At 69.7% G+C, this 26,229-nt stretch carries 28 protein-coding genes; 8 read left to right on the top strand and 20 right to left on the bottom strand.

The window, feature by feature from the left end:
- Positions 1 to 2 precede the first annotated feature (2 nt).
- The 3 genes from F0U44_RS19950 (at position 3) to F0U44_RS19940 (ending at position 2,714) form a co-directional block, all read left to right on the top strand.
- On the top strand, positions 3 to 779 hold the full coding sequence (locus F0U44_RS19950) for a glycerophosphodiester phosphodiesterase family protein (RefSeq protein WP_149730134.1): 777 nt from the start codon (positions 3 to 5) through the stop codon (positions 777 to 779).
- Positions 776 to 2,155, top strand: coding sequence for an MFS transporter (locus tag F0U44_RS19945; protein WP_149730133.1), 1,380 nt, complete (start codon positions 776 to 778; stop codon positions 2,153 to 2,155). The genes F0U44_RS19950 and F0U44_RS19945 overlap by 4 nt, the downstream gene beginning before the upstream one ends.
- Positions 2,156 to 2,321: 166 nt before the next feature.
- The gene (locus F0U44_RS19940; protein WP_149730132.1) at positions 2,322 to 2,714 is read left to right on the top strand and encodes an RNA polymerase-binding protein RbpA; all 393 of its coding nucleotides are present in this window, start codon (positions 2,322 to 2,324) and stop codon (positions 2,712 to 2,714) included.
- A gap of 9 nt (positions 2,715 to 2,723) precedes the next feature.
- On the opposite strand, the gene F0U44_RS19935 is transcribed toward F0U44_RS19940, so the two are convergent.
- The 7 genes from F0U44_RS19935 to kdd form a co-directional block, all read right to left on the bottom strand.
- On the bottom strand, positions 2,724 to 3,200 hold the full coding sequence (locus F0U44_RS19935; protein WP_149730131.1) for an FxsA family protein: 477 nt from the start codon (positions 3,198 to 3,200) through the stop codon (positions 2,724 to 2,726).
- A gap of 23 nt (positions 3,201 to 3,223) precedes the next feature.
- Positions 3,224 to 4,012: a polyprenol monophosphomannose synthase gene (locus F0U44_RS19930; RefSeq protein WP_438616537.1), complete on the bottom strand. Its 789-nt coding sequence runs from the start codon at positions 4,010 to 4,012 to the stop codon at positions 3,224 to 3,226.
- Entirely contained in the window at positions 4,005 to 5,543 is a 1,539-nt protein-coding gene (lnt, locus tag F0U44_RS19925) for an apolipoprotein N-acyltransferase (protein ID WP_149730130.1), read from the bottom strand. The genes F0U44_RS19930 and lnt overlap by 8 nt, the downstream gene beginning before the upstream one ends.
- Positions 5,544 to 5,950: 407 nt before the next feature.
- Entirely contained in the window at positions 5,951 to 6,343 is a 393-nt protein-coding gene (kal, locus tag F0U44_RS19920; protein ID WP_149730129.1) for a 3-aminobutyryl-CoA ammonia lyase, read from the bottom strand.
- Positions 6,340 to 7,068, bottom strand: a complete 729-nt coding sequence (kamE, locus tag F0U44_RS19915; RefSeq protein WP_149730128.1) for a lysine 5,6-aminomutase subunit beta — start codon at positions 7,066 to 7,068, stop codon at positions 6,340 to 6,342. Before kamE ends, kal begins: the two co-directional genes overlap by 4 nt.
- Positions 7,065 to 8,621, bottom strand: coding sequence for a lysine 5,6-aminomutase subunit alpha (gene kamD, locus F0U44_RS19910; RefSeq protein ID WP_149730127.1), 1,557 nt, complete (start codon positions 8,619 to 8,621; stop codon positions 7,065 to 7,067). Before kamD ends, kamE begins: the two co-directional genes overlap by 4 nt.
- Entirely contained in the window at positions 8,618 to 9,658 is a 1,041-nt protein-coding gene (gene kdd, locus F0U44_RS19905; RefSeq protein WP_246160688.1) for an L-erythro-3,5-diaminohexanoate dehydrogenase, read from the bottom strand. Before kdd ends, kamD begins: the two co-directional genes overlap by 4 nt.
- A 91-nt stretch (positions 9,659 to 9,749) precedes the next feature.
- On the opposite strand from kdd, the gene F0U44_RS19900 reads away from it, so the two are divergent.
- Entirely contained in the window at positions 9,750 to 11,216 is a 1,467-nt protein-coding gene (locus F0U44_RS19900) for a KamA family radical SAM protein (protein ID WP_149730126.1), read from the top strand.
- Positions 11,217 to 11,221: 5 nt separating this feature from the next.
- On the opposite strand, the gene F0U44_RS19895 is transcribed toward F0U44_RS19900, so the two are convergent.
- Positions 11,222 to 11,689, bottom strand: a complete 468-nt coding sequence (locus tag F0U44_RS19895; RefSeq protein ID WP_246160685.1) for an Lrp/AsnC family transcriptional regulator — start codon at positions 11,687 to 11,689, stop codon at positions 11,222 to 11,224.
- Positions 11,690 to 11,740: 51 nt separating this feature from the next.
- Here F0U44_RS19895 and F0U44_RS19890 point away from each other — a divergent pair, with 51 nt between their 5' ends.
- On the top strand, positions 11,741 to 12,676 hold the full coding sequence (locus tag F0U44_RS19890; RefSeq protein ID WP_149730125.1) for a 5'-3' exonuclease: 936 nt from the start codon (positions 11,741 to 11,743) through the stop codon (positions 12,674 to 12,676).
- Positions 12,673 to 13,287: a hypothetical protein gene (locus F0U44_RS19885; RefSeq protein ID WP_149730124.1), complete on the top strand. Its 615-nt coding sequence runs from the start codon at positions 12,673 to 12,675 to the stop codon at positions 13,285 to 13,287. Before F0U44_RS19890 ends, F0U44_RS19885 begins: the two co-directional genes overlap by 4 nt.
- 25 nt (positions 13,288 to 13,312) lie before the next feature.
- Here F0U44_RS19885 and F0U44_RS19880 read toward each other — a convergent pair whose 3' ends face one another.
- Genes F0U44_RS19880 through pafA form a run of 9 tightly spaced genes read right to left on the bottom strand, consistent with a single transcriptional unit; the run spans position 13,313 to position 22,939 of the window.
- On the bottom strand, positions 13,313 to 16,033 hold the full coding sequence (locus tag F0U44_RS19880) for a DEAD/DEAH box helicase (protein ID WP_246160683.1): 2,721 nt from the start codon (positions 16,031 to 16,033) through the stop codon (positions 13,313 to 13,315).
- The gene (locus tag F0U44_RS19875) at positions 16,030 to 16,902 is read right to left on the bottom strand and encodes a diacylglycerol kinase (RefSeq protein ID WP_149730122.1); all 873 of its coding nucleotides are present in this window, start codon (positions 16,900 to 16,902) and stop codon (positions 16,030 to 16,032) included. Before F0U44_RS19875 ends, F0U44_RS19880 begins: the two co-directional genes overlap by 4 nt.
- Positions 16,903 to 16,939: 37 nt before the next feature.
- Positions 16,940 to 17,374 (bottom strand): hypothetical protein, encoded by a 435-nt coding sequence (locus tag F0U44_RS19870; protein WP_149730121.1) that lies wholly within the window; start codon positions 17,372 to 17,374, stop codon positions 16,940 to 16,942.
- Positions 17,371 to 18,207 (bottom strand): twin-arginine translocase subunit TatC, encoded by an 837-nt coding sequence (tatC, locus tag F0U44_RS19865; protein WP_149730120.1) that lies wholly within the window; start codon positions 18,205 to 18,207, stop codon positions 17,371 to 17,373. The genes F0U44_RS19870 and tatC overlap by 4 nt, the downstream gene beginning before the upstream one ends.
- 7 nt (positions 18,208 to 18,214) lie before the next feature.
- Positions 18,215 to 18,460 (bottom strand): twin-arginine translocase TatA/TatE family subunit, encoded by a 246-nt coding sequence (gene tatA, locus F0U44_RS23785; RefSeq protein ID WP_149730119.1) that lies wholly within the window; start codon positions 18,458 to 18,460, stop codon positions 18,215 to 18,217.
- Between the two features lie 54 nt (positions 18,461 to 18,514).
- A complete protein-coding gene (locus tag F0U44_RS19855) occupies positions 18,515 to 19,519 on the bottom strand; it encodes a helix-turn-helix transcriptional regulator (RefSeq protein WP_149730118.1) in 1,005 nt (334 codons plus the stop codon).
- Positions 19,519 to 20,478, bottom strand: coding sequence for a helix-turn-helix transcriptional regulator (locus tag F0U44_RS19850; RefSeq protein ID WP_149730117.1), 960 nt, complete (start codon positions 20,476 to 20,478; stop codon positions 19,519 to 19,521). Before F0U44_RS19850 ends, F0U44_RS19855 begins: the two co-directional genes overlap by 1 nt.
- A gap of 55 nt (positions 20,479 to 20,533) precedes the next feature.
- Entirely contained in the window at positions 20,534 to 21,544 is a 1,011-nt protein-coding gene (locus tag F0U44_RS19845) for an FKBP-type peptidyl-prolyl cis-trans isomerase (RefSeq protein ID WP_149730116.1), read from the bottom strand.
- A 33-nt stretch (positions 21,545 to 21,577) separates the two neighbouring features.
- Positions 21,578 to 22,939, bottom strand: coding sequence for a Pup--protein ligase (gene pafA, locus F0U44_RS19840; RefSeq protein ID WP_149730115.1), 1,362 nt, complete (start codon positions 22,937 to 22,939; stop codon positions 21,578 to 21,580).
- 85 nt (positions 22,940 to 23,024) lie between these two features.
- On the opposite strand from pafA, the gene F0U44_RS19835 reads away from it, so the two are divergent.
- Positions 23,025 to 23,975: a helix-turn-helix domain-containing protein gene (locus F0U44_RS19835; protein ID WP_223163764.1), complete on the top strand. Its 951-nt coding sequence runs from the start codon at positions 23,025 to 23,027 to the stop codon at positions 23,973 to 23,975.
- Between the two features lie 89 nt (positions 23,976 to 24,064).
- Positions 24,065 to 24,346 carry an ANTAR domain-containing protein gene (locus F0U44_RS23110; RefSeq protein ID WP_188113576.1) on the top strand — a complete coding sequence of 94 codons (282 nt, stop codon included), beginning with the start codon at positions 24,065 to 24,067 and terminating at the stop codon, positions 24,344 to 24,346.
- 9 nt (positions 24,347 to 24,355) lie between these two features.
- Here the strand turns inward: F0U44_RS23110 and prcA are convergent, their stop codons facing one another.
- Genes prcA through F0U44_RS19815 form a run of 3 tightly spaced genes read right to left on the bottom strand, consistent with a single transcriptional unit; the run spans position 24,356 to position 26,195 of the window.
- Positions 24,356 to 25,153 (bottom strand): proteasome subunit alpha, encoded by a 798-nt coding sequence (gene prcA / locus F0U44_RS19825; RefSeq protein ID WP_149730113.1) that lies wholly within the window; start codon positions 25,151 to 25,153, stop codon positions 24,356 to 24,358.
- Positions 25,150 to 26,001, bottom strand: coding sequence for a proteasome subunit beta (prcB, locus tag F0U44_RS19820; RefSeq protein WP_149730112.1), 852 nt, complete (start codon positions 25,999 to 26,001; stop codon positions 25,150 to 25,152). Before prcB ends, prcA begins: the two co-directional genes overlap by 4 nt.
- Positions 25,998 to 26,195 carry a ubiquitin-like protein Pup gene (locus F0U44_RS19815; RefSeq protein ID WP_149730111.1) on the bottom strand — a complete coding sequence of 66 codons (198 nt, stop codon included), beginning with the start codon at positions 26,193 to 26,195 and terminating at the stop codon, positions 25,998 to 26,000. The genes prcB and F0U44_RS19815 overlap by 4 nt, the downstream gene beginning before the upstream one ends.
- Positions 26,196 to 26,229: the final 34 nt, after the last annotated feature.

The following is a 26,229-nucleotide window of genomic DNA, read 5'->3' as shown; positions in this document are numbered from 1 at the left end:
CCATGAGCTACCTCGCGCCGGGGCGGGTCCTCGCGTTCGCCCACCGCGGTGGGGCCTACCACCCCGAGATCGAGGGGCTCGAGAACACGCTGGCGGCCTTCCAGCACGCTGCGGCCCTCGGCTACCGCTACCTCGAGACCGACGTCCACGTGACGAAGGACGGCGCGTTGCTTGCGTTCCATGACGACGTGCTCGACCGGGTGACCGACAAGGTGGGCGCGATCCGCGACCTCGACCTGGCCGAGATCAGGGAGGCGCGGATCGGCGGCCGAGAGCGGGTGCCGACCTTCATCGACCTTCTCGACAACTTCCCCGACGCGCTGTTCAACATCGACATCAAGTCCGACGGCGCCGCGGCGGCGTTGGCCGCGCTGGTCCGGGAGCGCGACCTCTGGGACCGGATCCTGGTCGGGTCGTTCTCCCGCGCCCGCATCCGGGAGTTCCGACGGCTGACGGACGGGCGGGTGCCCACGGCGGCCCACCCCCTCGAGATCGTGGCCTTCCGCTTCCTTCCCAGCGCCCGCCTGGCTGACCGGCTCGCGGGCCGTGGATTCGTCGCGCTCCAGGTCCCCCACCGTCGTGGTCGCCTGCTGTTGGTCTCGCCCGGTTTCGTACGACGGGCGCACGCGGCGGGCAAGCAGGTCCACGTGTGGACCGTGGACGACCCCGACGAGATGCGCGCGCTCCTCGACCGCGGGATCGACGGCCTCTTCACGGATCGCACCGACGTGCTCAAGGATGTGCTCGTCGACCGTGGCCTCTGGGAGGGAGCCTCATGAACACGACGCCTGCGATTGCTGACCTGTCACCGCTCAACCGACGCGCCGAGCAGCGCGCCTGGAACTGGTACGACTGGGCCAACTCGGCGTTCTACACGACCTCGCTGACGGTCCTCTTCGGACCGCTAATGATCACCGTGGCGGGCCGGGCAGCCGGGTGCGGTGACAGCGCCGACGACACCTGCAGCAAGACCGTGTCGGTGCTCGGTCTGCACCTCGCGGCCGGGTCGTTGCCGTCGTACCTCACCAGCTTCGCGACGATCGCCAGCGCGTTCCTGTTGCCGATCGTCGGGGCCATGGTCGACCGCTCGGGCCGCAAGAAGATGCACATGGCGTGGTTTGCCTGGGCCGGGTCCTTCTTCGCCGCGCTGCTCTTCTTCATCCACGGCGACCACTGGCAGCTCGGCGCTGTGGCGGTCATCGCCGCGAGTGTGCTCGCCGGGTGCTCGCTGGTCGCCTATTACGCGATGCTCGTGGAGATCTCCGAGGAGCACGAGCGCGACGCCGTGTCGGCCCGCGGCTGGGCCTTCGGCTACCTCGGCGGTGGCGTCCTGCTCGTGATCAATCTGGGGATGGTGCTGGGCCACGACGCGCTCGGGCTCGACAAGGAGCTGGCGGTCCGGCTGGCGCTGCTGAGCGCGGCGGTCTGGTGGGCGGCCTTCACGATCATCCCGGTGCGCAGGCTGCGCAACCGGCCGGCGCAGGACGTGGTGCTCGAGAGCGGCGGGCTCGTCCACCGCAGCTTCGGCCAGCTCTGGGCCACGCTGAAGGACCTGCGCAACTACCCGATGACCTTGACGTTCCTCCTTGCCTACCTCTTCTACAACGACGGCATCCAGACGGTCATCGGCAGCGCCGCCATCTACGGCTCGAAGCAGCTCCACTTCGGCGACAGCGTGCTGATCGCGACGATCCTGCTCATCCAGTTCGTCGCCTTCGGTGGTGCGCTCCTCTTCGGGCGGATCGCCCAGAAGCACGGCGCCTACCGCTGCCTGGTCGGCGGCACGATGGGCTGGATGGTCATCGTGGTCCTCGCGATGTTCCTCCCGGCGAAAAACATCGTGCTGTTCCTCCTCCTCGGCGTCGCGATCGCCCTCGTCATGGGCGGCACCCAAGCGCTCTCGCGGTCGTTCTACAGCCTGTTCATCCCCCGCGGCCGGGCCGGCGAGTACTACGCCCTCTACAACGCCTGCGAGCGCGGTACGTCGTGGTTCGGCACGCTGCTCTTCGGCGTGATGTTCCAGGTCACCGGGTCCTATCGACCGGCGATCGTGTCCCTGATCGTCTTCTTCGCGCTGGGTCTGTTCTTCTTGCTGAGGCTCGATCCGGAGCGCGGGATCCGTGAAGCGGGCAACCAGACGCCGGAAACCGTTTGATTTTGCCCGGATCTGCTGCGAATTTCGTAGAGATTGAAACCTTTGGGTGCTGGGTAACGTTGTATGGATAGCGGCCGCGTCGGTCACACCTGTCTGAGGAGATCCCTCAGCGACCACGCAGCCGGACCCCGCCAGGAGCAGGGGTCAGGGACATGGGAGGAAAGACATGGCGGAGCGCACCCTGCGAGGCGCACGACTGGGCGGCCAGTCCTTCGAGGACGAGCGAGGGATCGAGTTCGCGGCCCGGCAACAGGTCGGCTACCAGTGCGTCCACGGTCACCTGTTCGAGATCACGATGTCGATCGAGGCCGACGTCCCTGCGGTGTGGGAGTGCCCGCGGTGCGGAGCCGAGGCGGAGAGCACGGCTGGCATCGAGCGCATTGAGAAGGTCGAGAAGCCGCAGCGCACCCACTGGGACATGCTGCTCGAGCGGCGCTCGGAGAAGGAGCTCGAGGAGATCCTGACCGAGCGTCTTGAGCTGCTCCGCGGCGGCGAGATCGGCCCGGCCCACCTCCACCGCACCACCGCCGCGCGCAAGCGCAAGGCAGCCAACGCCTGAGGCTCGAGCTCAGTCCTCGACGACCTCGCCCCGGACGACGGTGTCCCCTGCCGTCGGGCCGGGGCTTCGTGGTGTCCGAGTGGCACCTACCACGGTCAGTCGCGCACCGAGGTAGCCCGTGAGCAGCCGCCGGAAGATCGGGCGGGTGAACGGCAGCACGAGCAGGAAACCGGCCACGTCCGTTGCGAACCCCGGGGTCAGCAGCAGCGTGCCGCCGATCAGGATCAGCGCACCGTCGGCCAGCTCCTTGGCGGGCGGTCGATAGGTCTGCAGTGCGTCGCGGAGCGCCTGCCACGCCCGCCTGCCCTCGCGCTTCACCAGCCACGCGCCGATGAGGCTGTCGATGATCAGCAGCAGGATGGTCCACCAGGGGCCGATCGCCTGACCGACCTGGATCACGACGTAGATCTCGAGCAGCGGCACCACCACGAACGCCAGGACCAGCACCAGCGGCAGCCAACGCCGCCGCCGCTTCGTCGTCGTCATCTCGTCAGCCTAGCCAGACGGTCCTACGCCTCGGCACGGTGCGCCTGCCGCCTGCGCGCCTGCTCCAGTCGTTCGCGGACGCCCCACTCGGTGATCCGCCGGAGCGACTCGACGGCGACCTGACCGCTCATCTTGGACTCGCCGCGAACCCGCTCGACGAACTCGATCGGCACCTCACGCACCGTCAGGCCGTGCCGGATGCAGCGGGTGACCAGGTCGGTCTGGAAGACGTAGCCGGTCGACTGCACGGACCCGAGGTCGATCTTCTCGAGGGCGGCCCGGCGGAAGACCCGGAAGCCTGCGGTGGCGTCACGGACATGGATCCCGAGCAGCAGCCGGACGTAGAGGTTGCCGCCGCGCGAGAGCGCCGAGCGACGCAGCGGCCAGTTGACGACGCTGCCACCGGGGATCCAGCGCGAGCCGATGACGAGGTCGGCCTCCTGGAGCGCGTCGAGGAGGCGGTGCAGCTGTTCGGGCTGGTGCGAGCCGTCGGCGTCCATCTCGCCGATCACGTCGTAGCCGGCTTGGAGCGCCCACGCGAAGCCGGCGAGGTAGGCCGCGCCGAGGCCGCCCTTCCCCGTGCGGTGCAACACGTTGACCTGGGGGTCCGCGGCAGCCAGCCGGTCGGCGACGGCGCCAGTGCCGTCGGGCGAGTTGTCGTCGACGACCAAGACGTCGACCGCAGGCTCGGCACGTCGCAGCCGCTCCACGATCCAAGCGATGTTGGCGACTTCGTCGTAGGTCGGGATCACAACGACGACCCGCCCGAGCGTGGTGCTCAGGTCGCCTGCGGTGATCGGTGGTTCAGACAACGACGGCCTCGTTCGGAGTGGTGGATGGGGACCCGTCGGGATCCTGCCTTCGACGGTACGCGATTCCTCCCAGCACGACGCCGACCAGCGCCAACCCGGTGAACACCCGGGCCGGCCAGGCCCCCATGCGCGTGGCCGGGGTCAGCTCGGTGCTCAGACCGACCCGCTCGACGAGGACCGCCTGCGTGCGCGGATCGGCTGACGCGACCACGGTGCCGTCGGGGGCGATCACGCCGGTGATGCCGTTGGTGGCGGCCACGACGAGCCAGCGGCCGGATTCGATCGCCCGCAGCCGCGTGATCGCGAACTGCTGGTCGATCTGGTCGGTGAAGATGAAGCTCGCGTTGCTGGTCTGCACAGTCAGCAGCTCGGCGCCCTGCTTCAGCTGGTCGCGCATGACGTCGTCATAGGCGATGTCGAAGCAGATCGCATCGGCGACCTCGATCCCGGCTACCTGGAGCGGGCTGGTGCGGGTGCCGCTCTTCATGTCGCGCCCGATGGCGCGCAGAGCGCCGAAGTTGGGGTCCCAGTAGCGGCGGAAGGGGATGTACTCGCCGTACGCGACGGGGTGCTGCTTGGTGTAGCGGTCCCCCGGCCCGGTCACCGGGTCCCACACGATGCCCTGGTTGAGGACGTGTTCGTTGCCGTCGTCGACGATGCCGCCGACGACGACCGGCACGCCGACCGCAGCCACGGCCCGTCGGATGCCAGCGTTGGTGCTGTCGTCCAGGAAGGGGTCGACCGCCGTGGAGTTCTCTGGCCAGAGCACGAAGTCGGGCTTGGGACCGGGCTCCTTGCCGAGCCTGACGGTGGCGTCGACGTGGTTGCGGGTGACCTGCTGGTAGTGGGCCAAGATGTCGTTGGCCGGGTCGGGGATGTTTCCCTGTACGGCGGCCACGACCGCCGTGCCCGACTGCTCCGTCTCGTAGGGCATCACAGCAGGCGCCACGAGCAGGGCGAGCACCCCGACCAGCCCGGCCAGCGCGATCGGCCGCGTGTGGGCTGGCGGGTCGGAGCCCGCGCGCCAGGTCTCCACGCCGGCCGCCAGCAGGAAGCCGGCCAGTGCGAGGAAGAACGAGAGGCCGGTCATGCTGAGGTAGGCCACGGACGCCGCCACGGGCGTGTCGATCGCGGCGAAAGAGAGCCGGCCCCAGGGCATGCCGCTGAAGGGCCACGTCGCTCGGACCTGCTCGACCGCCGTCCAGAGAGCTGCGAGCCAGATAGGCCACGCGGGCAGGCGCCGCAGCAAGGGAACCGCGAGGCCGACCGCGCCGTAGAAGAGCGCCTCCGCGGCGGAGAGCGCGATCCACGCGTCGGTGCCGATCGACTCCTTCATCCACCAGATGTGGGTGAAGTAGAAGGCCACGCCGAAGCCGAGGCCGACGATGCCCGCTCGACGGACCGAGAGATCACGGGTGGCCAGGGCGAAACCCGCCAGTGCAAGCGGCACCAGGTAAGGGATCGCGATCGGCTCGAAGGAGGCGGCGAGGGCCAGACCGCTCGCGAGAGCGAGGAGGAGTCGGGCCAGCACGGGGCCAGCGTAGTGAGTGCCTCTCGGTGCCAGGACAACGGAAGGGTCGAGGCCTCCTTCGGACCATCCCGACGACCGGCTGGCTGCCGGCACCGAGATGTTGTCTAGGGAGACCGCGACCCTTCCGTGTTGCTCTCGTGGTGCGAACCGACCTCCGCGAACCGCGACGGGTGGTGTTGGCGCTACACCCCTGTCTGACGGCCACTCGGACGTCGGTCCGCCTACCGCGACCTGCATGAGCGAACGGACACGTACTTTGGCGAGCGAGACGGTGAGTGTCAACCGTCCGCTGACCTGCGCGGATGCGCGAACGCGCAGGTCAGAGCGGGGTCGACCGGAAGCCAATTTCTCGAAAAATCTCGATCTGTTTCGGCGTGTCGCTGGCGACGCGCCGCGCCCTGTTCCGATTAGGGAACGACGACGGTCCCGGTCGCGGTCGTCGCCACGATCGGAGGATCGAGGATCTCCGCCGCGCCAGGGCGGTCCTCGGTCGCGGCGCCCCGTGCCACGACGATCAAGGTGAACGCCATGACGCGCGATCGTGTGCCCGCACGGACCAGCTCGGCGCTGGCCTCGACGACGTCGCCGGCGCGCACCGGCGCACGGAACTGCACGTCGTCGTAGGAGGCGAAGAGACCTTCGTCGCCATCGGTCAGGATGCAGAGCTCAGTCGCCACGTCACCGAACAGACCCAGCCCATAGGCCCCGTCGACGAGGTTGCCGGCGTAGTGGGCGTGGGAGTAGGGCACGTAGCGGCGCTGGGTCACACGGGTGCCGACCGGCTGCTCGAGCGCGCTCATGACGCCAGCCTATGGGCGAGGAAGCTCGCGACCTCGCCCGGCGTGGTGCCGCGCCCGAAGATCCGGTCGACGCCCAGCTCGCCGGCCATCGCCTCGTCGAACCGCGGCCCGCCCACGACCAGCAGTGGTCGCTCAGCGGCGGGGAACGCCTCGCTGAAGGCAGCCGACATCTCCCGGGTGTTGAGGAGGTGGGCGTCGCGCTGCGTCACGACCTGGGAGACGAGGACGGCGTCGGCCCGCTCGGCCACCGCCCGGTCGACCAGGTGCGGCACGGACACCTGAGCACCGAGGTTGACCACCTTGATCTCCCGGTAGTACTCGAGCCCCTTCTCCCCCGCGAAGCCCTTGATGTTGAGGATCGCGTCGATGCCGACCGTGTGCGCATCGGTCCCGATGCAGGCACCCAGCACGACGAGGCGGCGGCGCAGGCTCTGCTTGATCGAGGCGTTGACCTCCTTGGGAGTCAGCAGCGGGTAGTCGCGCTCGATGACCTCGACCGCGTCGAGGTCGACCAGGTGGTTGACGCGTCCGTAGACCACGAAGAAGGTGAAGTCCGGACCCATCGGCTTGGCGTGCACGACCAGCGCAGGGTCCATGCCCATCTTGTTGGCCAGCTGCTGGGCGGCGCCCTCGGCGCGCTTCGAGTGAGGCACGGGGAGCGTGAAGCTCAGCTGCACCATGCCGTCTCCGGTGGTGTCGCCGTAGGGGCGGACCAGCGTGCTCACGCTTCCTCCAGCAGGTCGGTCGCGGGGTTGTAGTAGCCATCCGCCTTCTTGGCGACGCCCTCGAGTCCCCGACCGGCATCGGCAGGTCGTCGCATCAGGCCGAAGGTGCCGTCGGCGATCGCGTCGAGGAGCCCTTCGTCGGCGATCCGGTCGAGCAGGTCGACGGTCTCGCCGAGCACCTGGCGCGCCCGGGTGGCGATGAGTCCGTCCGGCGCCGGCCGGAAGTCCTCGTGGAGCCCGCCGGCCGCATCGAGCACGTAGCGGACGTTCTGGAGGGCGAGGTCCCGGTCGGACAGCCACGGCGTCACGACCGCCTCGGTCATCATGCCGACCAGGAGGATGCCCTGGCCGGTCATCGCCCCGACGAGGTTGAAGAAGCCGTCGAGCAGGTAGCCGCGGAAGACGTCGCCGGTCATGTGCCGGGTCGGCGGCATCCACTTGAGCGGTGCCTGCGGGAACAGCTCGCGGGCGAGCAGAGCGTGAGCGAGCTCGAGCCGGAAGGACTCCGGCACCGCAGGGTCGATCTCGAAGGCGTGTCCGAGGCCGAGCTGCCAGTCCTCGAGCCCCGCCTCCTTGGCGAAGTACTCGTTGAGCAGCTGGCTCGTCGTGACGGTGTGCGCTGCCTCCACGGCATCGGCCGTCGTCAGGTAGTTGTCCTCGCCGGTGTTGATGATGATGCCCGCGCGGGCGTGGACCTGGCGGCTGAAGCGCTGGTCGACGAAGGTGCGGATCGGGTTGATGTCGCGGAAGAGGATCCCGTACATGGAGTCGTTGAGCATCATGTCGAGGCGCTCCATGCCCGCGAGGGCGGCGATCTCCGGCATGCAGAGCCCGCTGGCGTAGTTGGTGAGCCGCACGTAGCGCCCCAGCTCCTTGCTCGACTCGTCGAGCGCCGCGCGCATCAGGCGGAAGTTCTCCTGGGTGGCGTAGGTGCCGGCGAAACCCTCACGGGTCGCGCCCTCGGGCACGAAGTCCAGGAGGCTCTGCCCCGTCGACCGGATGACCGCGATGACGTCGGCGCCCTCACGCGCGGCCTGCTGTGCCTGCGGGATGTCCTCGTAGATGTCGCCCGTCGCGACGATGAGGTAGATCCACGGCTGCCGCGGCGCGTCTCCGTGCCGCTTGATCAGCCGGTCGCGTTCGACCCGGCGGCGGTCGATCGTCTTGATCCCGCCACCGACGGCGCGCTTGCTGGCGCTTCGCGCACGCTGCGCGTCGCGTCCCTCGGGGATCCGGAACCGGACCGACCCGGCCGACGCCTTCTGCGCCAGGGTCAGCAGGTCCTCGGCCTCGCTGCGGACCAGGGCGTCCCACACGGGCAGGGCAGCGCCGTGCTCCAGCCCGACGTCAGCCCGTACGGCGTCGAGCAGTCGGTTGACCCAGGGAGTGCCTTCCGCGTCGGCTCCCCCGAGGCCCGCCAGGCGAAGCGTCGCGCGCTCCACGGACACGGTGGTGTGCTGCTGGGCGATCCGGACGATGGGGCGCCCCGCCTTGCGAGCGAGGGACCGCGCCTTGCGGACGGTGACCGGGTCGAGGTCGAGCTTCGTCGTCATTGGACGCGCTCCGTGAAGAGGCGGCGCACGCCTTCGTTGGCGCGCAGGAGGTCGAGCGCAAAGGCGGCGTGACCGGGGACGTAGCCGTTGCCGATCAGCATCGTCACGTCGGCGGCGACCCCCTCGGCGCCCAGCGCGGCGGCCGAGAACGAGGTCGCCATCGAGAAGAAGATGACGGTGCCGCCCTCGGCCGTCGCCAAGACGGCGCCGCCTTCGCAGCCGGGCACGTCGACGCAGACGACGGTGACGTCGGCCGGGCCACCGGCGGAGGCGACGGCGTCGCGCAGGCCGATCGGGTCGCGGGCGTCGGTGATCACCACGGAGTCGGCCAGGCCGGCGCCGGTCAGGGACGCGGCCTCCCGCTCGGTAAGCACCACGCCGATGAGGTGGTCCGCTCCTGCGGCGCGCGCGGCGGCCAGGGCGAGCGAGCCCGACTTGCCCCCGCCGCCGATGACCGCGACGCGCGGGGCGATGCCCCGTTCGCCGTACTGCCGGACGACGCGCGCGGTGAGTGCGGGCGCGCCGCACACGTCCATCACGGCCAGGCTGAGTGCGCGAGGGAGGTCGTCGGGGAGGACAGCAGCGATGGAGCGGCCGAAGAGGACGGCGTAGCCGTCGCACGGCACCTGCTCGGACGTGCCGTCCCACTGGGCGAGGCCGTCCTCGATCACCAGCGGCGTCAGGGTCAAGGAGACCAGGGTCGCGACCCGTTGACCCACGTCGAGCCCGAGCGGCGACTCCGGACCGACCTCCTCGACGGTGCCGATCAGCATTCCGCCGGAGCCGGTGACCGGGTTCTGCATCTTGCCGCGCTCGGCCACGATCGCGAGGACCGCTGCCCGCACGGCTCCCCCGTCACCGTGCTCACCCTCGAGCTGGCGGAACGAAGCGGCGTCCAGGTTGAGCCGCTCCACCCGGATCCGGACCTCGTCGGGCCAGAGCTCGCGCCGGGTGTCGAGCCGCTGGGCGGCCTGAGGCAGCACTGTCTCGGCATCGAGCACGCGGTGCAGTCCGGTCGGGTCGCTCTTCGGGATCACCGTCGACACTTTCCCTCCATTCGAGATCAAACGGGAGATCTTCCGGCCTGTCGATGTTGTGGCAGGAGGATCTTCACGTATTCTGGCACACATGAGCATCGAGACGTCGATCGCAGCCGGCATCCCGGAGACCGCGGGTCAGCCCTACCCCTACCACCGGGCCGAGCTCGTCGAACCCGATTGGACGCGTTTTCCCGGCTGGCGTGACGTGACCGCTGAGGACTGGGCGTCCGTGCAGTGGCAGCGCGCCCACTGCGTCAAGAACATCAAGCAACTGCGCGAGCTCCTCGGCGACCTGGTCGACGAGCGGTTCTACGCCGACCTCGAGCGCGACCAGACCGAGCGCGCCACGATGTCGATGCTGGTGCCGCCGCAGATGATGAACACGATGGTGCCGCACCTGCAGCCCTCCGGCCCCGGCTCGCTCACCGACGCCTTCTACGCCGACCCGATCCGTCACTACATGCTGCCCGTCTTCTCCGACCGGCGCACGGACTGGCCGTCGCACCCCCACGCGACGCGCGACTCGCTCCACGAGCACGACATGTGGGTGGCCGAGGGCCTGACCCACCGCTACCCGACCAAGGTGCTGGCGGAGCTGTTGCCGACCTGTCCGCAGTACTGCGGCCACTGCACCCGCATGGACCTCGTCGGCAACTCGACCCCTCAGGTCGAGAAGCTGAAGTTCGTGGCCAAGCCCAACGACCGCCTCGAGTCGATGCTCGACTACCTGCGTCGTACCCCCTCAGTCCGCGACGTCGTCGTCTCGGGAGGCGACGTCGCCAACATGCCCTGGCCGCGGCTCGAGGCGTTCCTCGACTCGCTCCTGGAGATCGACAACATCCGCGACATCCGGCTCGCCACCAAGGCGCTGATCGGTCTGCCGCAGCACTGGGCGCAGCCCGACGTCCTCGACGGGGTCGGCCGAGTGGCGTCCACGGCACGCAGCCGCGGCGTCTCGCTGGCGATCCACACGCACGCCAACCACGCCCAGTCGGTGACGCCGATGGTCGCTCAGGCGTCGGCGGCCCTGCTCGACGTGGGCGTCCGCGACGTCCGCAACCAGGGAGTCATCCTCAACGGCGTCAACGCCGACCCGCACGCGCTTCTCGACCTCTGCTTCGCGCTCCTCGACGGCGCCCGGATCATGCCTTACTACTTCTACATGTGCGACCTGATCCCCTACAGCGAGCACTGGCGGATCTCGGTCGCCCAGGCGCAGTTCCTCCAGCACCAGATCATGGGCTACCTGCCCGGGTTCGCGACCCCGCGGATCGTCTGTGACGTGCCGTTCGTCGGCAAGCGCTGGGTGCACCAGCTCGCCGACTACGACCTCGAGCGCGGCATCAGCCACTGGACGAAGAACTACCTGACCTCCATCGAGGCCGGTGACACCGCCGCTCTCGAGCGCACCTACGACTACTACGACCCGATCCACACGCTCCCGGCCAGTGGCCAGGCGTGGTGGACGCGGCACGCCGATCTCGACGAGACCGCGCTCCGTGCGGCCGAGGTCGCGGAGGCCTCACGCCGTACGGCGGCCCTCCAGGCTCACTGAGAGCCTCAACCGGTGACCGGCCGGTTCTCGTAGTAGGTCGACAGCACGATCGTCGTCCGCGTCGACACGTTGGCGACGGCCCGGATCCGGGCGAGCAGGTCCTCGAGCTCGGCCGGTGAGTGCGACCGGACCTTGATGACGTAGGACTCCTCCCCCGCCACCGACCAGCACGACTCGATCTCCGGCATGTGCTCCAGGCGGGCGGGCGAGTCGTCGGGCTGAGAGGGATCGATGGCGCGGATCGCGATGAACGCGGTGAGCGGCAGGCCGATCTCGGCGTGGTTGACGGTGGCGCCGTAGCCGAGGATCAATCCGCGCTGCTCGAGCCGCTTCACCCGCTGGTGGACCGCAGACGTGGAAAGTTCGGTCGCCTTGCCCAGATCGGTGTAGGACATCCGGCCATCCGTAGCCAGCAGTTCGAGGATCTGGCGATCGATGACCTCGACAGCGGAGAAACTACCGGACTGGCTCACGCCGGTCAGACTAGGGCATCGGCCTGGGTCGGGGCCCTACGATTCAACGTGATGGACACCTCGACTGCGCCCGGGCGCCTGCTGCTCCTCGACACGGCCTCCATGTACTTCCGGGCCTTCTTCGGCTCCCCCGAGATCCAGGCGCCCGACGGCACGAACGTCAACGCGGTGCGCGGCATGGTGGGCTACATCAGCTATCTCGTGGAGCAGTACCGCCCCACCCACCTCGCCTGCTGCTGGGACGAGGACTGGCGGCCCCAGTGGCGGGTCGACCTCCTGCCGTCGTACAAGGCGCACCGCGTGGTCGAGCCGGTCGCCGGCGCCCCGGACATCGAGGAGGTCCCGGACCCGCTCGAGCTGCAGGTGCCGATCATCCGTGACGTGCTCGGCGCCTTCGGGATCGCCGTCGTCGGCGCGCCCGGCTACGAGGCCGACGACGTCATCGGGACCTTGGCCACCGGGGCCGGCCTGCCGGTCGACGTCGTCACCGGAGACCGCGACCTTTTCCAGCTCGTCGACGATGCGGCTGCGGTGCGGGTCCTCTACATCGGCAAGGGCGTCGGCAAGCACGAGCGCGTCGACGAGGCCTGGATCCTCGACAAGTACGGCGTCACTGCATCTCAGTACGCCGACTTCGCCACGCTGCGTGGTGACGCCTCCGACGGACTGCCGGGCGTCAAGGGCGTCGGGGAGAAGACCGCGATGACGCTGCTCCAGCGGTTCGGCGACATCGACGGTCTGGTCACCGCCTCCACCGACCCGACCAGTGACCTCGCCCCCGGACCCCGGCTCAAGATCAAAGAGGCGGCCGACTACCTCGCGGTCGCGCCCCAGGTCGTGGCCGTCGCGCGGGACCTGGACCTCCCCCGCGGCGACGCCCTCGCGCTGCCCTCCTCCCCCGCCGATCCCGGCCTGCTCGAGGAGCTCACCGAGCGCTGGGGCATCGGCACCGCCGTCGAGCGCCTGACGGCGACCCTCGCCGGATGAGCGCGCCGCTGGTCCTCGATCGCGTGGTCGGACGCAAGGCGCGTCGCCAGTTCCTCAACGTGGCGATGGCGATCGTCAGCGGCGTGCTGTTGTGCGGCGGTGCTCTCGGTGCGGCACTCACCCAAGACCTCGACCGCACCGAGCAACTCCAGAGCTTCGTCCTCGGCGCGATGGGCGCGGTGGTCGCCGGATGGGGCTTTGAACGCGTCGGCGGAGTCCGTCGCCTGCTCCTTCGCGGGCCGGTGCTCCGGCTGGACGACCACGGTGTCTGGATCCGAACCGGATCGGTCCTCGACCAGACGGCCGCGAGTGTCGGGTGGGCCGATGTCGAGGCGGTCGAGCTCATCGCGATCGACGTGCCGGCGCCGTTCACGATCGGCGGTGGCCGACCGCAGGAGGCGGTGCGGTTCGTGCTGACCGACGAGTCCGCGGTCGAGCACGATGCGTTTCCCGTCTACACGCTCCTCAAAGCCGCCGCCCTCGGACTCTCGCCCGTCGCGGCTGCCCTGACCTTCGCGATCGGTCCGGAGACCAAGGACCGGGTCCCGACCATCTTCGCCTGGCTGGCAGAGCGGCACCCGGGTCTACCCGTGCGCGAGCTCCGGGATTGAAGTCGTGTCCCCTGAGGGACGCAGCTCAGTCGGGTGACACGATGCCGCGGCGCAGCAGGTCGACCGCGGCCCGGGCGGTCTTGCGCACCGGTGAGTCCCCCGCGGCGTCGGCGATCTGTCCGGCGAAGTCGACGAGCTGCTTCATCTGCCGCACGAAGTCGCCCGCTGTCAGGTCGGCACGGGTGAGGAGCTCGTCGAGCGGATCACCTTCGGCCCACCGGTAGGCGGTCCACGCGAACCCGGCGTCGGGCTGGCGCAGGTAGGCGAGCTTGTTGTCCTTCTCGAGACGCTCCAGCTGGCCGGCGAGCCGTTGCAACGCCTCGATCGCCGGCGCGATGGGTCCGCCGGGCAGCCGGGGTGCCGACTCGTCGGGGCGGCGCGCCTCGTAGACCAGCACCGACAGCACGGACGCGAGCTGGGAGGGCGACAGGTCGTCCAGCAGGCCCTCCCGCAGCGCCTCCGCCGCGACCAGGTCGAGGTCGGAGTAGATCCGCGTCAGGCCACGGCCCCGGTCGGTCACCCGGTCCTCGTCGAGGTAGCCGAGGGCGTCGAGCACGACGCAGACCCGATCGAACTCCCGGGCGATCGTGTTGGTGCGCCGCTCCACCCGGCGGGCGAGGACCTCCGTGTCGCGCTGGAGCTTGAAGTAGCGCTCGGTCCACCGCGCGTGGTCCTCGCGCTCCGCACAGCCGTGGCAGGGGTGGGCGCGCATCCGCGCCCGCAGGTCGGCCACTTCGCTGGCAGCCGCGGGGTCGATCGCCGTCTTCTCGAGGCGCGGTCGCGTCACTGACAGCGGCAGGTCGCTGACGGCCTGCTTCACCGAGTCGGCGGCGAGCTTGCGCAGGTGTGGGTTGCGCGGGTCGAAGCTCTTCGGCAGGCGCACCTTGCCCACGGCCTCGACCGGCACCGGGAAGTCGATCATCGCGAGGCGCTTGGCCTGTCGAGAGGCGGTGACGACCAGCGGCCGGTGGCCGTGCTCGGACAGGCCCGGGTCGACCACGACCGCCGGACCGGCGAACTTGCCGGTCGGCACCACGATCACGTCCCCTGGCTTGAGCTGCTCGAGCGACACCGAAGCGTCGTCGCGACGCTCCGCCTTGCGGGCACGGCTCGCGTCCTTCTCGATCTCGTTGATCTGGCGGCGGAGGTCGGCGTAGTCCATGAAGTCGCCGAGGTGGCACTTGGCGGCCTCGGCGTAGCCGTCGAGTGCGTCCTCGGCCTTGCGCAGCTGTCGGGCGAGCCCGACCACGGCACGGTCAGCCTGGAACTGGGCGAACGACTGCTCGAGGAGCTCACGGGAGCGGTGCCTGCCGTATTGGTTCACCAGGTTGACCGCCATGTTGTAGGACGGCCGGAACGACGAGCGGAGCGGATAGGTGCGCGTCGAGGCGAGACCGGCGAGCTCGCGCGGGTTCATCCCGGGCTGCCACAGCACGACCGCGTGACCCTCGATGTCGAGTCCGCGTCGCCCCGCCCGGCCGGTGAGCTGGGTGTATTCGCCCGGCGTGATGTCGGCGTGGGTCTCGCCGTTCCACTTGGTGAGCTTCTCGAGCACCACGGTCCGCGCCGGCATGTTGATGCCGAGGGCGAGCGTCTCGGTCGCGAACACGACCTTGACGAGTCCGCGGAGGTAGAGCGCTTCGACGCACTGCTTGAACGCCGGAAGCATGCCGGCGTGGTGGGCAGCGACTCCGCGGCTCAGCGCGTCGAGGAACTCGTGATAGCCGAGAACGTCCAGGTCGGCGCCCGGAAGCAGGCCGACGGTCTGCTCGACGAACGAGACGACTTCGTCGCGCTCGGCGGGAGTAGTGAGTCGCAGGTTGGCGTCGAGGCACTGCTGCACGGCGGCGTCGCAGGCGGCCCGGCTGAAGATGAAGACGATCGCCGGGAGCAGCAGGTCCCGTTCGAGCCGGTCGATCACCTCGACGCGGCCGGGGATCCACACCCGCCGGCCGTTGCCGACTGACCGGGGGTTCTTGGACGAACCGGGCTTGCCCTTGCGGGTCGAGCGGCGGTCGCGCATCAGCCGGCTGCTGGCCCAGTCGTCCCTGGCGATCCGCATGAGCTCGTCGTTGACGGGGGCGCCTTCGCGGACAAAGCCTGCTGAGGCGTCGATGTCGGAGGACGCGAACAGGTCGAGGAGTCGGCGGCCGACCATGACGTGCTGGTAGAGCGGGACAGGTCGGCGTTCGGCGACGATCGTGCGGGTCTCGCCGCGGACCGTCTCCAGCCACTCGCCGAACTCCTCGGCGTTGGAGACCGTTGCCGACAGCGAGGCGATGGATACCGACTCCGGGAGGTGGATGATGACCTCCTCCCAGACGGCGCCGCGCGAGCGGTCAGCGAGGTAGTGGACCTCGTCCATCACGACGAACCCGAGGCCGATCAGGGTCCGCGAGCCGGCGTAGAGCATGTTGCGGAGCACTTCGGTGGTCATCACGACCACCGGAGCCTCGCCGTTGACGCTCGTGTCACCGGTGAGCAGGCCGACCTGCTCGGGGCCGTAGCGCGCCACCAGGTCGTGGTACTTCTGGTTCGACAACGCCTTGATCGGCGTCGTGTAGAAGCACTTGCGGCCCGTCTCGATGGCGAGGTGGACGGCGAACTCCCCGACCACGGTCTTGCCCGCTCCGGTGGGTGCCGCGACCAGGACACCGTGACCCTCCTCCAGCGCCTGGCAGCTCTCGACCTGGAAGTCGTCGAGGGGGAAGCCGTAGGTCGCTGCGAAGCCGTCGAGGATGCTCACGAGAGCACCTCCAGCGCACCCGGGACGCACTCGACGGTGAGTGGGAGTGCGCCGTAGCGCTCGCCGTCGGCGTAGCCGACGATCCCGGGGCAGGCCACGGTCACCTTGCGGACCCGGTGGCGGGAGAACTGGGGGTGGTCGACGTGGGTGCCGGTGAAGAGCTTGGGATACGTGCGGACCAGCTCAGGCTTGGTCACCGGGCCGATCACGACCACGTCGAGCAGGCCGTCGTCGAGCGCCGCGCCCTCCGCGATCCGGAGCCCTCCCCCGAAGGAGGGCCCGTTGCCAACCGCAACCAGCATCGCCTTCAGCTGCACCTGCTCGCCGTCGAGGTCGAGCTCGTAGGGAAGCGGGGCGAACGTGCGCAGCTCGGCCACGGTGGCCAGGTTGTAGCGCATCTGGCCCCGCGGCCACGACATCTTGTTGGCGCGCTCGTTGACGACCGCGTCGAACCCCGCCGCGAGCACCGTGACGAAGTGCCGGTCGCCCGAGCGGGCGAGATCGATCCGGCGGGGTTGCCACGCGATCAAGCGGGCGACGGCCGCGGCCGTGTCCTTGCGCGGGATGCCGACCGAGCGCGCAGCGTCGTTGCCGGTGCCGGCCGGCAGGATGCCGAGCGGTGTCGAGCCACCGGCCAGCACCTGGGCGGCCAGGTGCACCAGACCGTCTCCACCGCAGACGACCAGGGCCTCGGTGCCGTCGGCGAGCGCCTTGCGCGCGAGGTCCTCGGCCTCGACCGCGTCACGCCCCTCGATCGTGCGGACGTGCCAGCCGGCCCCGTGCAGCAGCCCGAGCGCGGTGTCGCGCACGCGGGCGGCGCGGCCCTTGCCGGCCGTGGGGTTCGTGAGGAGCGTGATCTCGCGGGTCACGCCGTCAACCTATCGGCGCCCACCTACCGGTGTGGCGCTACCCGCCGCGGTCCCAGCCGGATCCGTCCCGCGCGACGCGGAGCCGCACCGAGAAGTGGTCCGGCGGCGCCCCGACGGCCTTGGCGAGCCGGCCGACGACGTCGAGCACGCGAGGAGCCGTGAAGTCCACGCCCGGGGCGCCGAGGGTGAGGCGGGCGTCACGCCGTACGACGTGCACCTGGCCGTGGCGCCAGGCCTGGTGGATCAGCACCCGGGTCGCCTCGTCGACGACGGCGATCGGATCGGCGACGTCACCGGCCATCAGGTCGCAGGGCAGCTCGATGTCGGAGGTGTCGCTGTGGAGCATCCCCGGCACGATGCCGTGCCGGAGCGGGCCGACGGCCGACCAGGTCACGGGGTCGACGCCCAGCCACTCCGGGAGATCGAACGCGTCGACCGCGCTGCAGGACTGGGTGCTGCCGGAGTCGCTCACAGAGGTGAGGCCTCGTCGGGACTGAGCCCCGCGTTGATGCGCTTGCGGTCGCGGCGCCGGTCGTTGATCCGCGCGATGACCTCGGAGATGAGGAAGAGGATGACCATCGGGATCGCCATGAACGACATGGTGAACGGGTCGCCCGACGGCGTGATCACCGCGGCGAAGACGAAGGTGCCGACGATCATCCAGGGCCGGTGCGCCCCCAACGTCCGGCCCTTGAGGATCCCGGCCATGTTGAGCAGCACCACGAAGACGGGGATCTCGAACGCGATGCCGAAACCCAGCAGGGTGCGGATGAAGAAGGTCAGGTAGTCGTTGAAGTCGACGAGGTTGGTGAGGTCGCCGGGCGTGAAGCCGATGAGCACCTCGAGACCCTTGGGCAGCGTGAGGTAGCCGAGGAGGATCCCGATGAAGAAGAGCGGTCCGGCGACGATGGCGAAGATCGCGGTCCACTTCTTCTCGCTCCGGTGCAGGCCGGGGAGGATGAAGGCCCAGATCTGGTAGAGCCACACCGGGCTCGAGCCGATCAGACCGGCCAGGCCGCAGAGCTTGAGGTAGAGCAGGAAGCCGCCGGCGGCACCGTTGGTCGTGGCGACCGTGCGCTCCTCGCCGAGTGCCTCCCGCGCCTGCTGGTAGGGCTCGTTGACGAACGAGAACAGCGGGTCGAAGAAGAACAGCGCGATCACGAAGGCGGCGACGATCGCGAGCGCGGCCTTCAGGATGCGCGCGCGCAACTCACGCAGGTGGTCGGACAGGGCCATCCGCCCGTCGGCACCGACGGGGTGGACCGGCTTGCCGACGAAGAGCTGCAGAACTCCTGGAAGCGACAAGTCCGGCTCAGGCGTTGTGCTCGCGCTCGTCGACGATCTCGCCCTCGGCGACGCCATCGACGGGCTCTGCAGCCTTGAGCTCGCCCTTGGGCTCGTCGTCGGTCAGGCCCTTGGTCTCAGCCTTGAAGATGCGCAGCGCCTGGCCGGTGCCACGCGCGAGCTCGGGCAGCTTCGCCGCGCCGAACACCAGGACGAAGATGGCGAGGATGATCAACCACTCCGCCCCTTGGGGCATGCCGATCAGGGGAAGCATCAGGGACCAACTCTCACTTCGAGGACTGCTGTCGAGGCCCATCGTACGCCGCCCTCATCGGTAGAGCGCGAGGGTCTCCTGTGCAGTCGCTGAGAATGACGCAGCGAACTCCGGCGGGGCCACGACCGTGGCGTGCGGTGCCAGACGCAGCAGGAGGCGCATCAGCCAGCGCGGGTCGGCGACAGGAAGGTCCGCCTCGAGGCTGCCGTCGGGCTGCGGTCGCACCTCCTGCATCGGGTAGTACTGAGGCACCCAGTCGGCCTGGGGGCGGAGCACCAGGGTCGCAACGGTCCCGCCCGTCGGCGTCTCGCCGCTGAGCAGGCCGGCGGTGACCTCGCGCGGTGGTTGCCGGTCGGTCGCGATCGGTGACTCGAGCACGGTCGCCTCGGTGATGCGGTCGAGCCGGAACAGTCGCTCTCCCCCGGCCGTGTGGCACCAGGCGTCGAGGTAGTGGAAACGGCCGTGGGGCACGACCCCGCGCGGGTCGACGACACGCTCGGAGAGCTCGTCGCGGGCAGGCACGTGGTAGGTCAGCCGCACCTGGACCCCGTCGTCGGTCGCCCGTTGGAGGGCATCGGCGAGTGCGATGAGCGCTACCTCGCCGGACCGGGCGTCGACTGCGATCCGTCGGCCCGCGGCTGCGGTCGTCGCCGCAGCTTCGAGCTTGGCGAGGACCTTGTCGATGATCACCTGGGTGTCGTGCGGAGAAGCGTCGCGGAGCGTGTGGAGCGCGACCATGACCGCGGAGGCCTCGGTCGGGCTCAGCCGGAGCGGCCGCGCCAGGTAGTCGGCGTTGTCGATGCGGATCACGCCATCGCTCACGGGCCCGTCAGCCGACTCGATCGCGTCGAGGTCGACGTCGATGAGGTCGTCGGGCAGACCGCCCGGCAGGCCGCACATGAAGAGCACCTTGAGGTCGCCGAGCACCTGCGCCGGCGTGGTGCCGAGGAGGTCGGCGGCGTCGGCGAGCCGGACCTCGTCGCGATGGTGGAGGAACGGCACGAGCGTGAGCAGCCGGGCCACCTGGTCGCGAGCGCCCGGAGCGGCGGTCGTCGTCATCAGGCCACCACCTCCAAGCGCGCGACGATCTGGGCGCGCAGGGCAGCGGGTTCGAGCAGCACCACGTCGGGTCCGTGGTAAAGCACCTCGTCGATGAAGCCGCGGGCCGGCCGCTCCAGCTCCACCCGGTCCCAGGTGGTCCGGGAGTCGGGCCCCTCCACCCCTTCGGCGACCCGTGCAGCCCGGCGCCGGAAGCTGTGCCCGGTGTCCTTGCGGACGAGCAGCACCGCGCGCTCGGCGGCGGGCATGGGCGCGAGCCGGTCGATCGTCTCGCGCAGGTCGGTGTCGGGCGGGACGTCGTAGGCGCGGGGGGCCCCGACCTTCTTCACGCCTCCCTGGACCCGGTCGAGCCGGAAGACCCGCTCGGCGGCACGGTCGGTGTCGAAGCCGACGAGGTACCACCGGCCGGAGGTGCGCACCAAGCCCCAGGGCTGGACGTGGCGCCGCCGGGAGTCGGGCTCGTCGGGACGCTGGTAGTCGAACTCGATGCGGGTGCGGTCGCAGACCGCCTCCCAGCAGGTCTCGAAGGCCGGCTCGTCGGCCGTGAGCCGCGGCTGGGCGATCTCCAGAGCGGTGAGGTCGACGTCGAGCCCAGCGGCGCTCAGTTTGCGTACGGCGTCGGTCGTCGCCTGCGCCATCGTTGCTTGCTGCCAGACCCGGCTGGCGAGGCTCACGACGGCGGCTTCCTCGGGGGTCAGCTCGACGTCGGGAAGGGCGAACTCGTCGGGCGGGATCCGGTAGCCGACCTCGTCGTCGAACAGCGGGTCGAGCTGGGCGACCTCGACCGGCACGCCCAGGCTGCGGAGCTCCTCCTTGTCGCGCTCGAACATCTTCTCGAAGGCGTCAGGGCGCGAGTCGGGGTAGAGCAGCTCGCGGATGCGGTCCTTGGCGATGGGTCGCCGTTGGACGAGCAGCATGATGAGCAGATTGAGCAGACGCTCGCTCTTCGGCGCGGGCATGAACCTAGTCTGCCTTGGTTTCGAGGCTCGCTGACGCTCGCACCTCAACCAGCGGCTAAGCAGCAGCCAGGACGTCGACGACGAAGTACAAGATGTCGTCGCCCTTGATGTCCTCGCCCTGGCCCTTCTTGCCGTAGCCCTTGGCCGGGGGGATCTCCAGGATGATGCGGCTGCCGACCGGCACGCCCACCAGGCCGTCGGACCAGCCGTCGATCACCGTGATGCCTCCGCCGTCAGTCACGCCGACGTTGACCAGGAGCGGGTCGCGCTTCTTGTCGAAGCTGGTGTCGAACGGCTTGTCGCCGCCCCAGGTCTGGCCGAGGTAGTTGACGACAGCGAGGTCGCCCTCCTCGATCTCCGGGCCGGTGCCCTCGAGGACGGTGGTAGAGCGGATCTCCTTGCCCTTCACGTCGGGCTTCGGGATGCCGGCGGAGTCGAGTCCGCTCGGCAGGTCCTTGGTGAAGTCGATCTTCGGGGCCCACTTCGCCGGCGTCACGCGCTTGCCGTCGGGCGCGTCGAGCGGGACGGCCTGGAGGTCGGCGACGATCGCGATGCCGTCCTCGTTGCCCACGTCGATGCCGGTGAGGAAGAGCCCGGTGTCGCCCCACTCCTTCTTGACGTCAGCCGTGAGCGCGATCCGGGTGCCGACCGTCATGCCGGCGTCGATGTGCTCGCCGACGAGCTGGGTGATCAGGTCGAACGCCTGCTGCGGCTCGGCCTCCTCGCCGACGGTGATGATCGAGGCGGCGCGGTCCGGGCCGAAGGAGTCCACCACGACGTCTTGGGAGAAGTCGTCGGAGACGGCGATGTTGACGAGCACCTGGTCGCCGTCGGCGATCGCGGGACCATCGCCCTCGTCGAGCACCTCGCTCTCGGTCTTGCCAGGCTTGAGTGCCGCCTTCCAGTCGAAGGTCGGGACCTCGCCCACGGCGCCGGAGATCGAGACGGCGTCGAAGCCGCTCGCCTGCTTCTCACCGGAGTCGTCGTCGCCGCACGCGGTGAGCAGCGCGAGGCTGCACAGGGCGACGGAAGCAAGCGCGGCAGGGCGGGTCAGTCGGCTCAGCACGCCAGAACCCTACAAGTTGGGTCCCAGGAACCGTCACATACCGTCGATGAGGCGCTGCACGCGCTCGTCGTAGGCGCGGAACGGGTCCTTGCACAGGACCGTGCGCTGAGCCTGGTCGTTGAGCTTGAGGTGCACCCAGTCGACGGTGAAGTCGCGTCGGCGCTCCTGGGCCTTGCGGATGAACTCGCCGCGCAACCGGGCCCGGGTGTTCTGCGGCGGCACCGACTTGGCCTCGAAGATCTTCAGGTCGCTGGTGACCCGAGCGACGGCTCCCCGCTTCTCCAGGAGGTAGTAGAGGCCGCGGTTGCGGTGGATGTCGTGATAGGCGAGGTCGAGCTGAGCGACCCGCGCGTGGCTGAGCGGGAGGCCGTGCTTCGCGCGGTAGCGGTCGATCAGCTTCCACTTGATGACCCAGTCGATCTCGCGGTCGACCAGGCCGAGGTCGTCGGACTCGACCGCCTTGAGCGCCCGCTCCCAGAGGTCGAGGCTCCGCTCGATCACCGGCGTCGCGATGCCACGTCGGTCGACGAAGTCGCGAGCCTTGGAGAGGTACTCCCCCTGAATCTCCAGGGCACTCGCCTCACGGCCGTTGGCGAGCCGTACCTTCCGGCGCCCCGTCACGTCGTGGGAGATCTCGCGGATCGCGCGGATCGGGTTCTCCATCGTGAGGTCGCGCATCACCACGCCCTCCTCGATCATCCGCAGCACCAGGTCGCAGGAGGCGACCTTGAGCATCGTGGTGGTCTCGCTCATGTTGCTGTCGCCGACGATGACGTGGAGGCGGCGGTACTTCTCCGCGTCCGCGTGGGGCTCGTCGCGGGTATTGATGATCGGTCGGCTCCGGGTGGTCGCGCTCGAGACGCCCTCCCAGATGTGCTCGGCGCGCTGACTCACCGAGTAGCTCGTGCCGCGGGGCGTCTGGGTGACCTTGCCGGCACCGACGATGATCTGCCGGGTCACCAGGAATGGGATGAGTACGTCGGCCAGCCGGCTGAACTCCCCGGAGCGGCTGACGAGGTAGTTCTCGTGGCACCCGTAGGAGTTGCCGGCGGAGTCGGTGTTGTTCTTGAAGAGGTAGATCTCCCCCGCGATGCCCTCGTCGTGGAGCCGCTGCTCGGCATCGAGCAGCAGGCCCTCGAGGACCCGCTCCCCCGCCTTGTCGTGGGTGACGAGCTCGACGATGTCGTCACACTCGGGGGTCGCGTATTCGGGATGGCTTCCGACGTCGAGGTAGAGCCGGGCGCCGTTGCGCAGGAAGACGTTGCTCGACCGCCCCCAGGAGACGACCTTGCGGAACAGGTAGCGGGCCACCTCGTCCGGACTCAGGCGGCGCTGCCCCTTGAACGTGCACGTGACGCCGTACTCGTTCTCGATCCCGAAGATCCGGCGGTCCATGGAGCGAGCGTAGACCTGCGGCGGTCGGACGTGCCGGAAGTTCGGAGTGGTGGCACAGGTTGTACCCGATCGTTACCGTCTGCTCATGTTGCACGCACCGGAGAGCACGCGGTTCGTCACGACCGACCCCGATGAGGGGAGCGCCCGGGTCGCGGAGGTCTATGCCGACAACCGGCTCCGGGTGCGCGGGGAGCGCGAGCACTTCTACTTCGAGCAGAGCCGCGAGGACCTCGGTGACCTGCGCTTCGACACGTTCAGCAACACGCTCACCGCCGACTACACCGTCGACCCGCTCGGCCACGTGATCATCGTGCGGATGCTCGACCACGAGATGGACATCTGGACCGATGGCACTCACCGGCGGCTCGGGCCGGGCGACACCGCCCTGCTGGCGCACCCCGACCATGCCTACTCGACCCGGCTCCATGGCGCCTCGATGGAGCTCGTCGGGGTCGAGCTGCCGCTTCTGTACGACGCCGACGAACCGGGCGCGCAGCGGGCGCGGGATCTCCGCTTCGATCCCCTCGACCCGGCCCGCGCGAACAGCTGGCGGCGCACCGTCGACTACGTGACCGCGACCGCGCTCGACAGCCGCGCCCAGCAGAGCCCGCTGGTCATCGGCACGGCCGCGCGTCACCTCGCCGCCGCCCTCCTCGCCGCGTTCGGGGTGCCCGGCGCGGAGCAGCCGGGCGCGGACGTGGCCAGGGTGGCCCCCGCCGTCCTCCGACGTGCGATGGCCTACTGCGACGCGCATCCCGACGCCGACCTGGGGGTGGCCGACATCGCGCGCGCGTGCCACGTGTCCGTGCGCACGCTGCAAGCGGCGTTCCGCCGTCACCTCGACACGACACCGATGGCCTACCTGCGCCGGGTGCGGCTCGACCGTGTCCGGCGCGACCTCACCGCCTCGGACCCGTCGGTCGCGACCGTCGCCGCTGTCGCGGCCCGCTGGGGATTCGCCGACGCGAGTCGCTTCAGCGCGCAGTACCGCGCAACCTTCGGGGAGTCGCCCGGCGCCACCCTGAAGCGCGGCTGACCGGCCGGGATATCAGCACTGCGTTTTCAGAGCACGACCGTGCGTTTCGTGCGGTACCCCGGCTCCGACGCGCCGCATTGAATGCCGCCGTGCTGGACGAAGCGGAGTGCACAGGCCACGACCGGGCGACGGAGGACCTCCGGGCCGCCTTGGCCGACGCTGTCAGGACGGCTGACCAGCTGCAGGACGGGCTCTTGAGCAACCGGACGATCGGGAAGGCGCTCGGGTTGTTGATGGCGCAGTACCACCTCGATGACGAGGCTGCGTTCGACAAGCTCCGGGACCACTCACGCGACCTCAACCTCAAGATCCGTGACCTCGCGCAGCGCATCGTCGACCACCACAACAGCGGGTGTCGATCCGCCGACTGACGGCGGTGGTCAGAGCGGCGGGGCGACCGGCGGGTCGTCGTCGCTGTCGGCCGACAGCGGCGGCTCGGGTGCTTCCGCGGGGGCTGCCTCGGACGGCCCACGCTCACCGAGCAGCTCCTCGATCCGGGCCGGCCGGATCCGAGCGAACTTCCGCGGCTGGGTGCGCGTGCGGTCGAGGACCGCTACCTCCAGGTCACCCACGGGGATGACGCGGTCGGTGGTCTGCCCACCCTCGGTCGCGTGCCCGAGAGCCGCCACCGCGACGCCGAGCGCGACCTCGAGGGTGGCTCCGTCGGCATAGTGGTCGGCGAGGTAGGCAGCGACCGTCTCGGCGTCGCCCCCCATCACGGCGTAGCCGTGCTCGTCGGCGACCCGACCCTCGTAGGTGAGCCGGTAGATCGTGTCGTCCTCGATGCTGTCGCCCACTTCGGCGACGAAGATCTCGACCTCGTAGGGCTTCTCGCCGCCGCTGGAGAAGATCGTGCCGAGGGTCTGCGCGTAGGCGTTGGCCAGGCCGCGACCCGTCACGTCCCGTCGGTCGTAGGAGTAGCCGCGCATGTCGGCCAGCCGGACCCCGGCGATCCGCAGGTTCTCGAACTCGTTGTAGCGACCGACGGCCGCGAACGCGATCCGGTCGTAGATCTCGGAGACCTTATGGAGTGCCTGGGACGGGTTCTCGGAGACGAACAGCACGCCGTCGGCGTATTGCACGGCCACGAGGGAGCGGCCGCGGGCGATGCCCTTGCGCGCGAAGTCGGCGCGGTCCTTCATGAGCTGCTCGGGCGAGACGTAGAACGGCATGCTCATCGCCGCGCCTCCTCTCCCGGGAGGATCGGCGCGTTCGGGCCATCGGGCCGGCCCATGCGTGCAGCGACCACCGCGTCGGCGATGGAGCCGACCTCCTCGTCGGCCAGCTTGCGGGCACCGTCTGCGGTGACCACGTAGATGACCGGGAAGATGCGCCGGCTCAGGTCAGGTCCGCCGGTGGCGGAGTCGTCGTCGGCGGCGTCGTAGAGCGCCTGCACGGTGAGCGTCACGCACTCGGCCTCGGTGAGGTTGTCGCGGTAGAGCTTCTTCAGCGCGCCGCGAGCGAACAGCGAGCCCGAACCGACCGTGAAGAACGACCGCTCCTCGTGCCGCCCGCCGGTCACGTCGTAGCCGAAGATCCGCCCCGTGCCCTGCGCGAGGTCGTAACCGGCGAACATCGGCACGACCGCCAGACCCTGCATCGCCATGCCGAGGTTGGCCCGGATCAGGGCGGAGAGGCGGTTGGCCTTGCCGTCGAGGGACAAGATGCTGCCCTCGATCTTCTCGTAGTGCTCGAGCTCGACCTGGAAGAGGCGGACCATCTCGACCGCGAGGCCCGCGGTGCCGGCGATGCCGACCACGGAGTATTCGTCGGCGGGGAACACCTTCTCGATGTCGCGCTGCGCGATGACGTTGCCCATCGTCGCGCGGCGGTCGCCGGCCATGACCAAACCGCCGGGGAAGGTAGCGGCGACGATCGTCGTGCCGTGGGGCGCGATGTCGGCGGCGCTGCCGGCGGGAAGGGACTTGCGAGCCGGCAGGAGGTCAGGAGCGTGCTCGCTCAAGAAGTCGCTGAAGGACGAGGTGCCCGGCTGCATGTAGGCAGTCGGGATGCGCGCGTCGTTCATTCGCCACCCTTCTGGATGAACGACTTCACGAAGTCCTCGGCGTTGGTCTCGAGCACGTCGTCGATCTCGTCGAGGATCGCGTCGACGTCGTCGTCGAGGGATTCCTTGCGCTCGGCGACGTCGGACTCAACGGCTGCCTCAGGGGTTTCCTCAACCTCTTCGGCCTTGCGCGGCTGCTTCTGCTCCTGGGCCATGCCCAGAGCCTAGCCAGTCGGCGGCTGCTGGCGC

It is taken from the genome of Nocardioides humilatus (assembly GCF_008373755.1).
Taxonomy (GTDB): Bacteria; Actinomycetota; Actinomycetes; order Propionibacteriales; family Nocardioidaceae; genus Nocardioides; species Nocardioides humilatus.
The sequence above is the reverse complement of the archived record's forward strand: the minus strand, read 5'-3'. Positions and strand labels throughout refer to the sequence as shown.

Excerpts from the sequence above, each read along its gene's own strand:
- F0U44_RS19835 (WP_223163764.1), top strand. The coding sequence starts at position 23,025 with ATGTTGCACGCACCGGAGAGCACGCGGTTCGTCACGACCGACCCCGAT.
- F0U44_RS19940 (WP_149730132.1), top strand. The coding sequence starts at position 2,322 with ATGGCGGAGCGCACCCTGCGAGGCGCACGACTGGGCGGCCAGTCCTTC.
- F0U44_RS19950 (WP_149730134.1), top strand. The coding sequence starts at position 3 with ATGAGCTACCTCGCGCCGGGGCGGGTCCTCGCGTTCGCCCACCGCGGT.
- prcB (WP_149730112.1), bottom strand. The coding sequence starts at position 26,001 with ATGAACGACGCGCGCATCCCGACTGCCTACATGCAGCCGGGCACCTCG.
- tatA (WP_149730119.1), bottom strand. The coding sequence starts at position 18,460 with ATGCTTCCCCTGATCGGCATGCCCCAAGGGGCGGAGTGGTTGATCATC.
- F0U44_RS19945 (WP_149730133.1), top strand. The coding sequence starts at position 776 with ATGAACACGACGCCTGCGATTGCTGACCTGTCACCGCTCAACCGACGC.
- F0U44_RS19850 (WP_149730117.1), bottom strand. The coding sequence starts at position 20,478 with ATGCCCGCGCCGAAGAGCGAGCGTCTGCTCAATCTGCTCATCATGCTG.
- F0U44_RS19815 (WP_149730111.1), bottom strand. The coding sequence starts at position 26,195 with ATGGCCCAGGAGCAGAAGCAGCCGCGCAAGGCCGAAGAGGTTGAGGAA.
- pafA (WP_149730115.1), bottom strand. The coding sequence starts at position 22,939 with ATGGACCGCCGGATCTTCGGGATCGAGAACGAGTACGGCGTCACGTGC.
- F0U44_RS19935 (WP_149730131.1), bottom strand. The coding sequence starts at position 3,200 with ATGACGACGACGAAGCGGCGGCGGCGTTGGCTGCCGCTGGTGCTGGTC.
- F0U44_RS19890 (WP_149730125.1), top strand. The coding sequence starts at position 11,741 with ATGGACACCTCGACTGCGCCCGGGCGCCTGCTGCTCCTCGACACGGCC.
- prcA (WP_149730113.1), bottom strand. The coding sequence starts at position 25,153 with ATGAGCATGCCGTTCTACGTCTCGCCCGAGCAGCTCATGAAGGACCGC.
- kal (WP_149730129.1), bottom strand. The coding sequence starts at position 6,343 with ATGAGCGCGCTCGAGCAGCCGGTCGGCACCCGTGTGACCCAGCGCCGC.
- kamD (WP_149730127.1), bottom strand. The coding sequence starts at position 8,621 with ATGACGACGAAGCTCGACCTCGACCCGGTCACCGTCCGCAAGGCGCGG.
- F0U44_RS19900 (WP_149730126.1), top strand. The coding sequence starts at position 9,750 with ATGAGCATCGAGACGTCGATCGCAGCCGGCATCCCGGAGACCGCGGGT.
- F0U44_RS19855 (WP_149730118.1), bottom strand. The coding sequence starts at position 19,519 with ATGACGACGACCGCCGCTCCGGGCGCTCGCGACCAGGTGGCCCGGCTG.
- F0U44_RS19885 (WP_149730124.1), top strand. The coding sequence starts at position 12,673 with ATGAGCGCGCCGCTGGTCCTCGATCGCGTGGTCGGACGCAAGGCGCGT.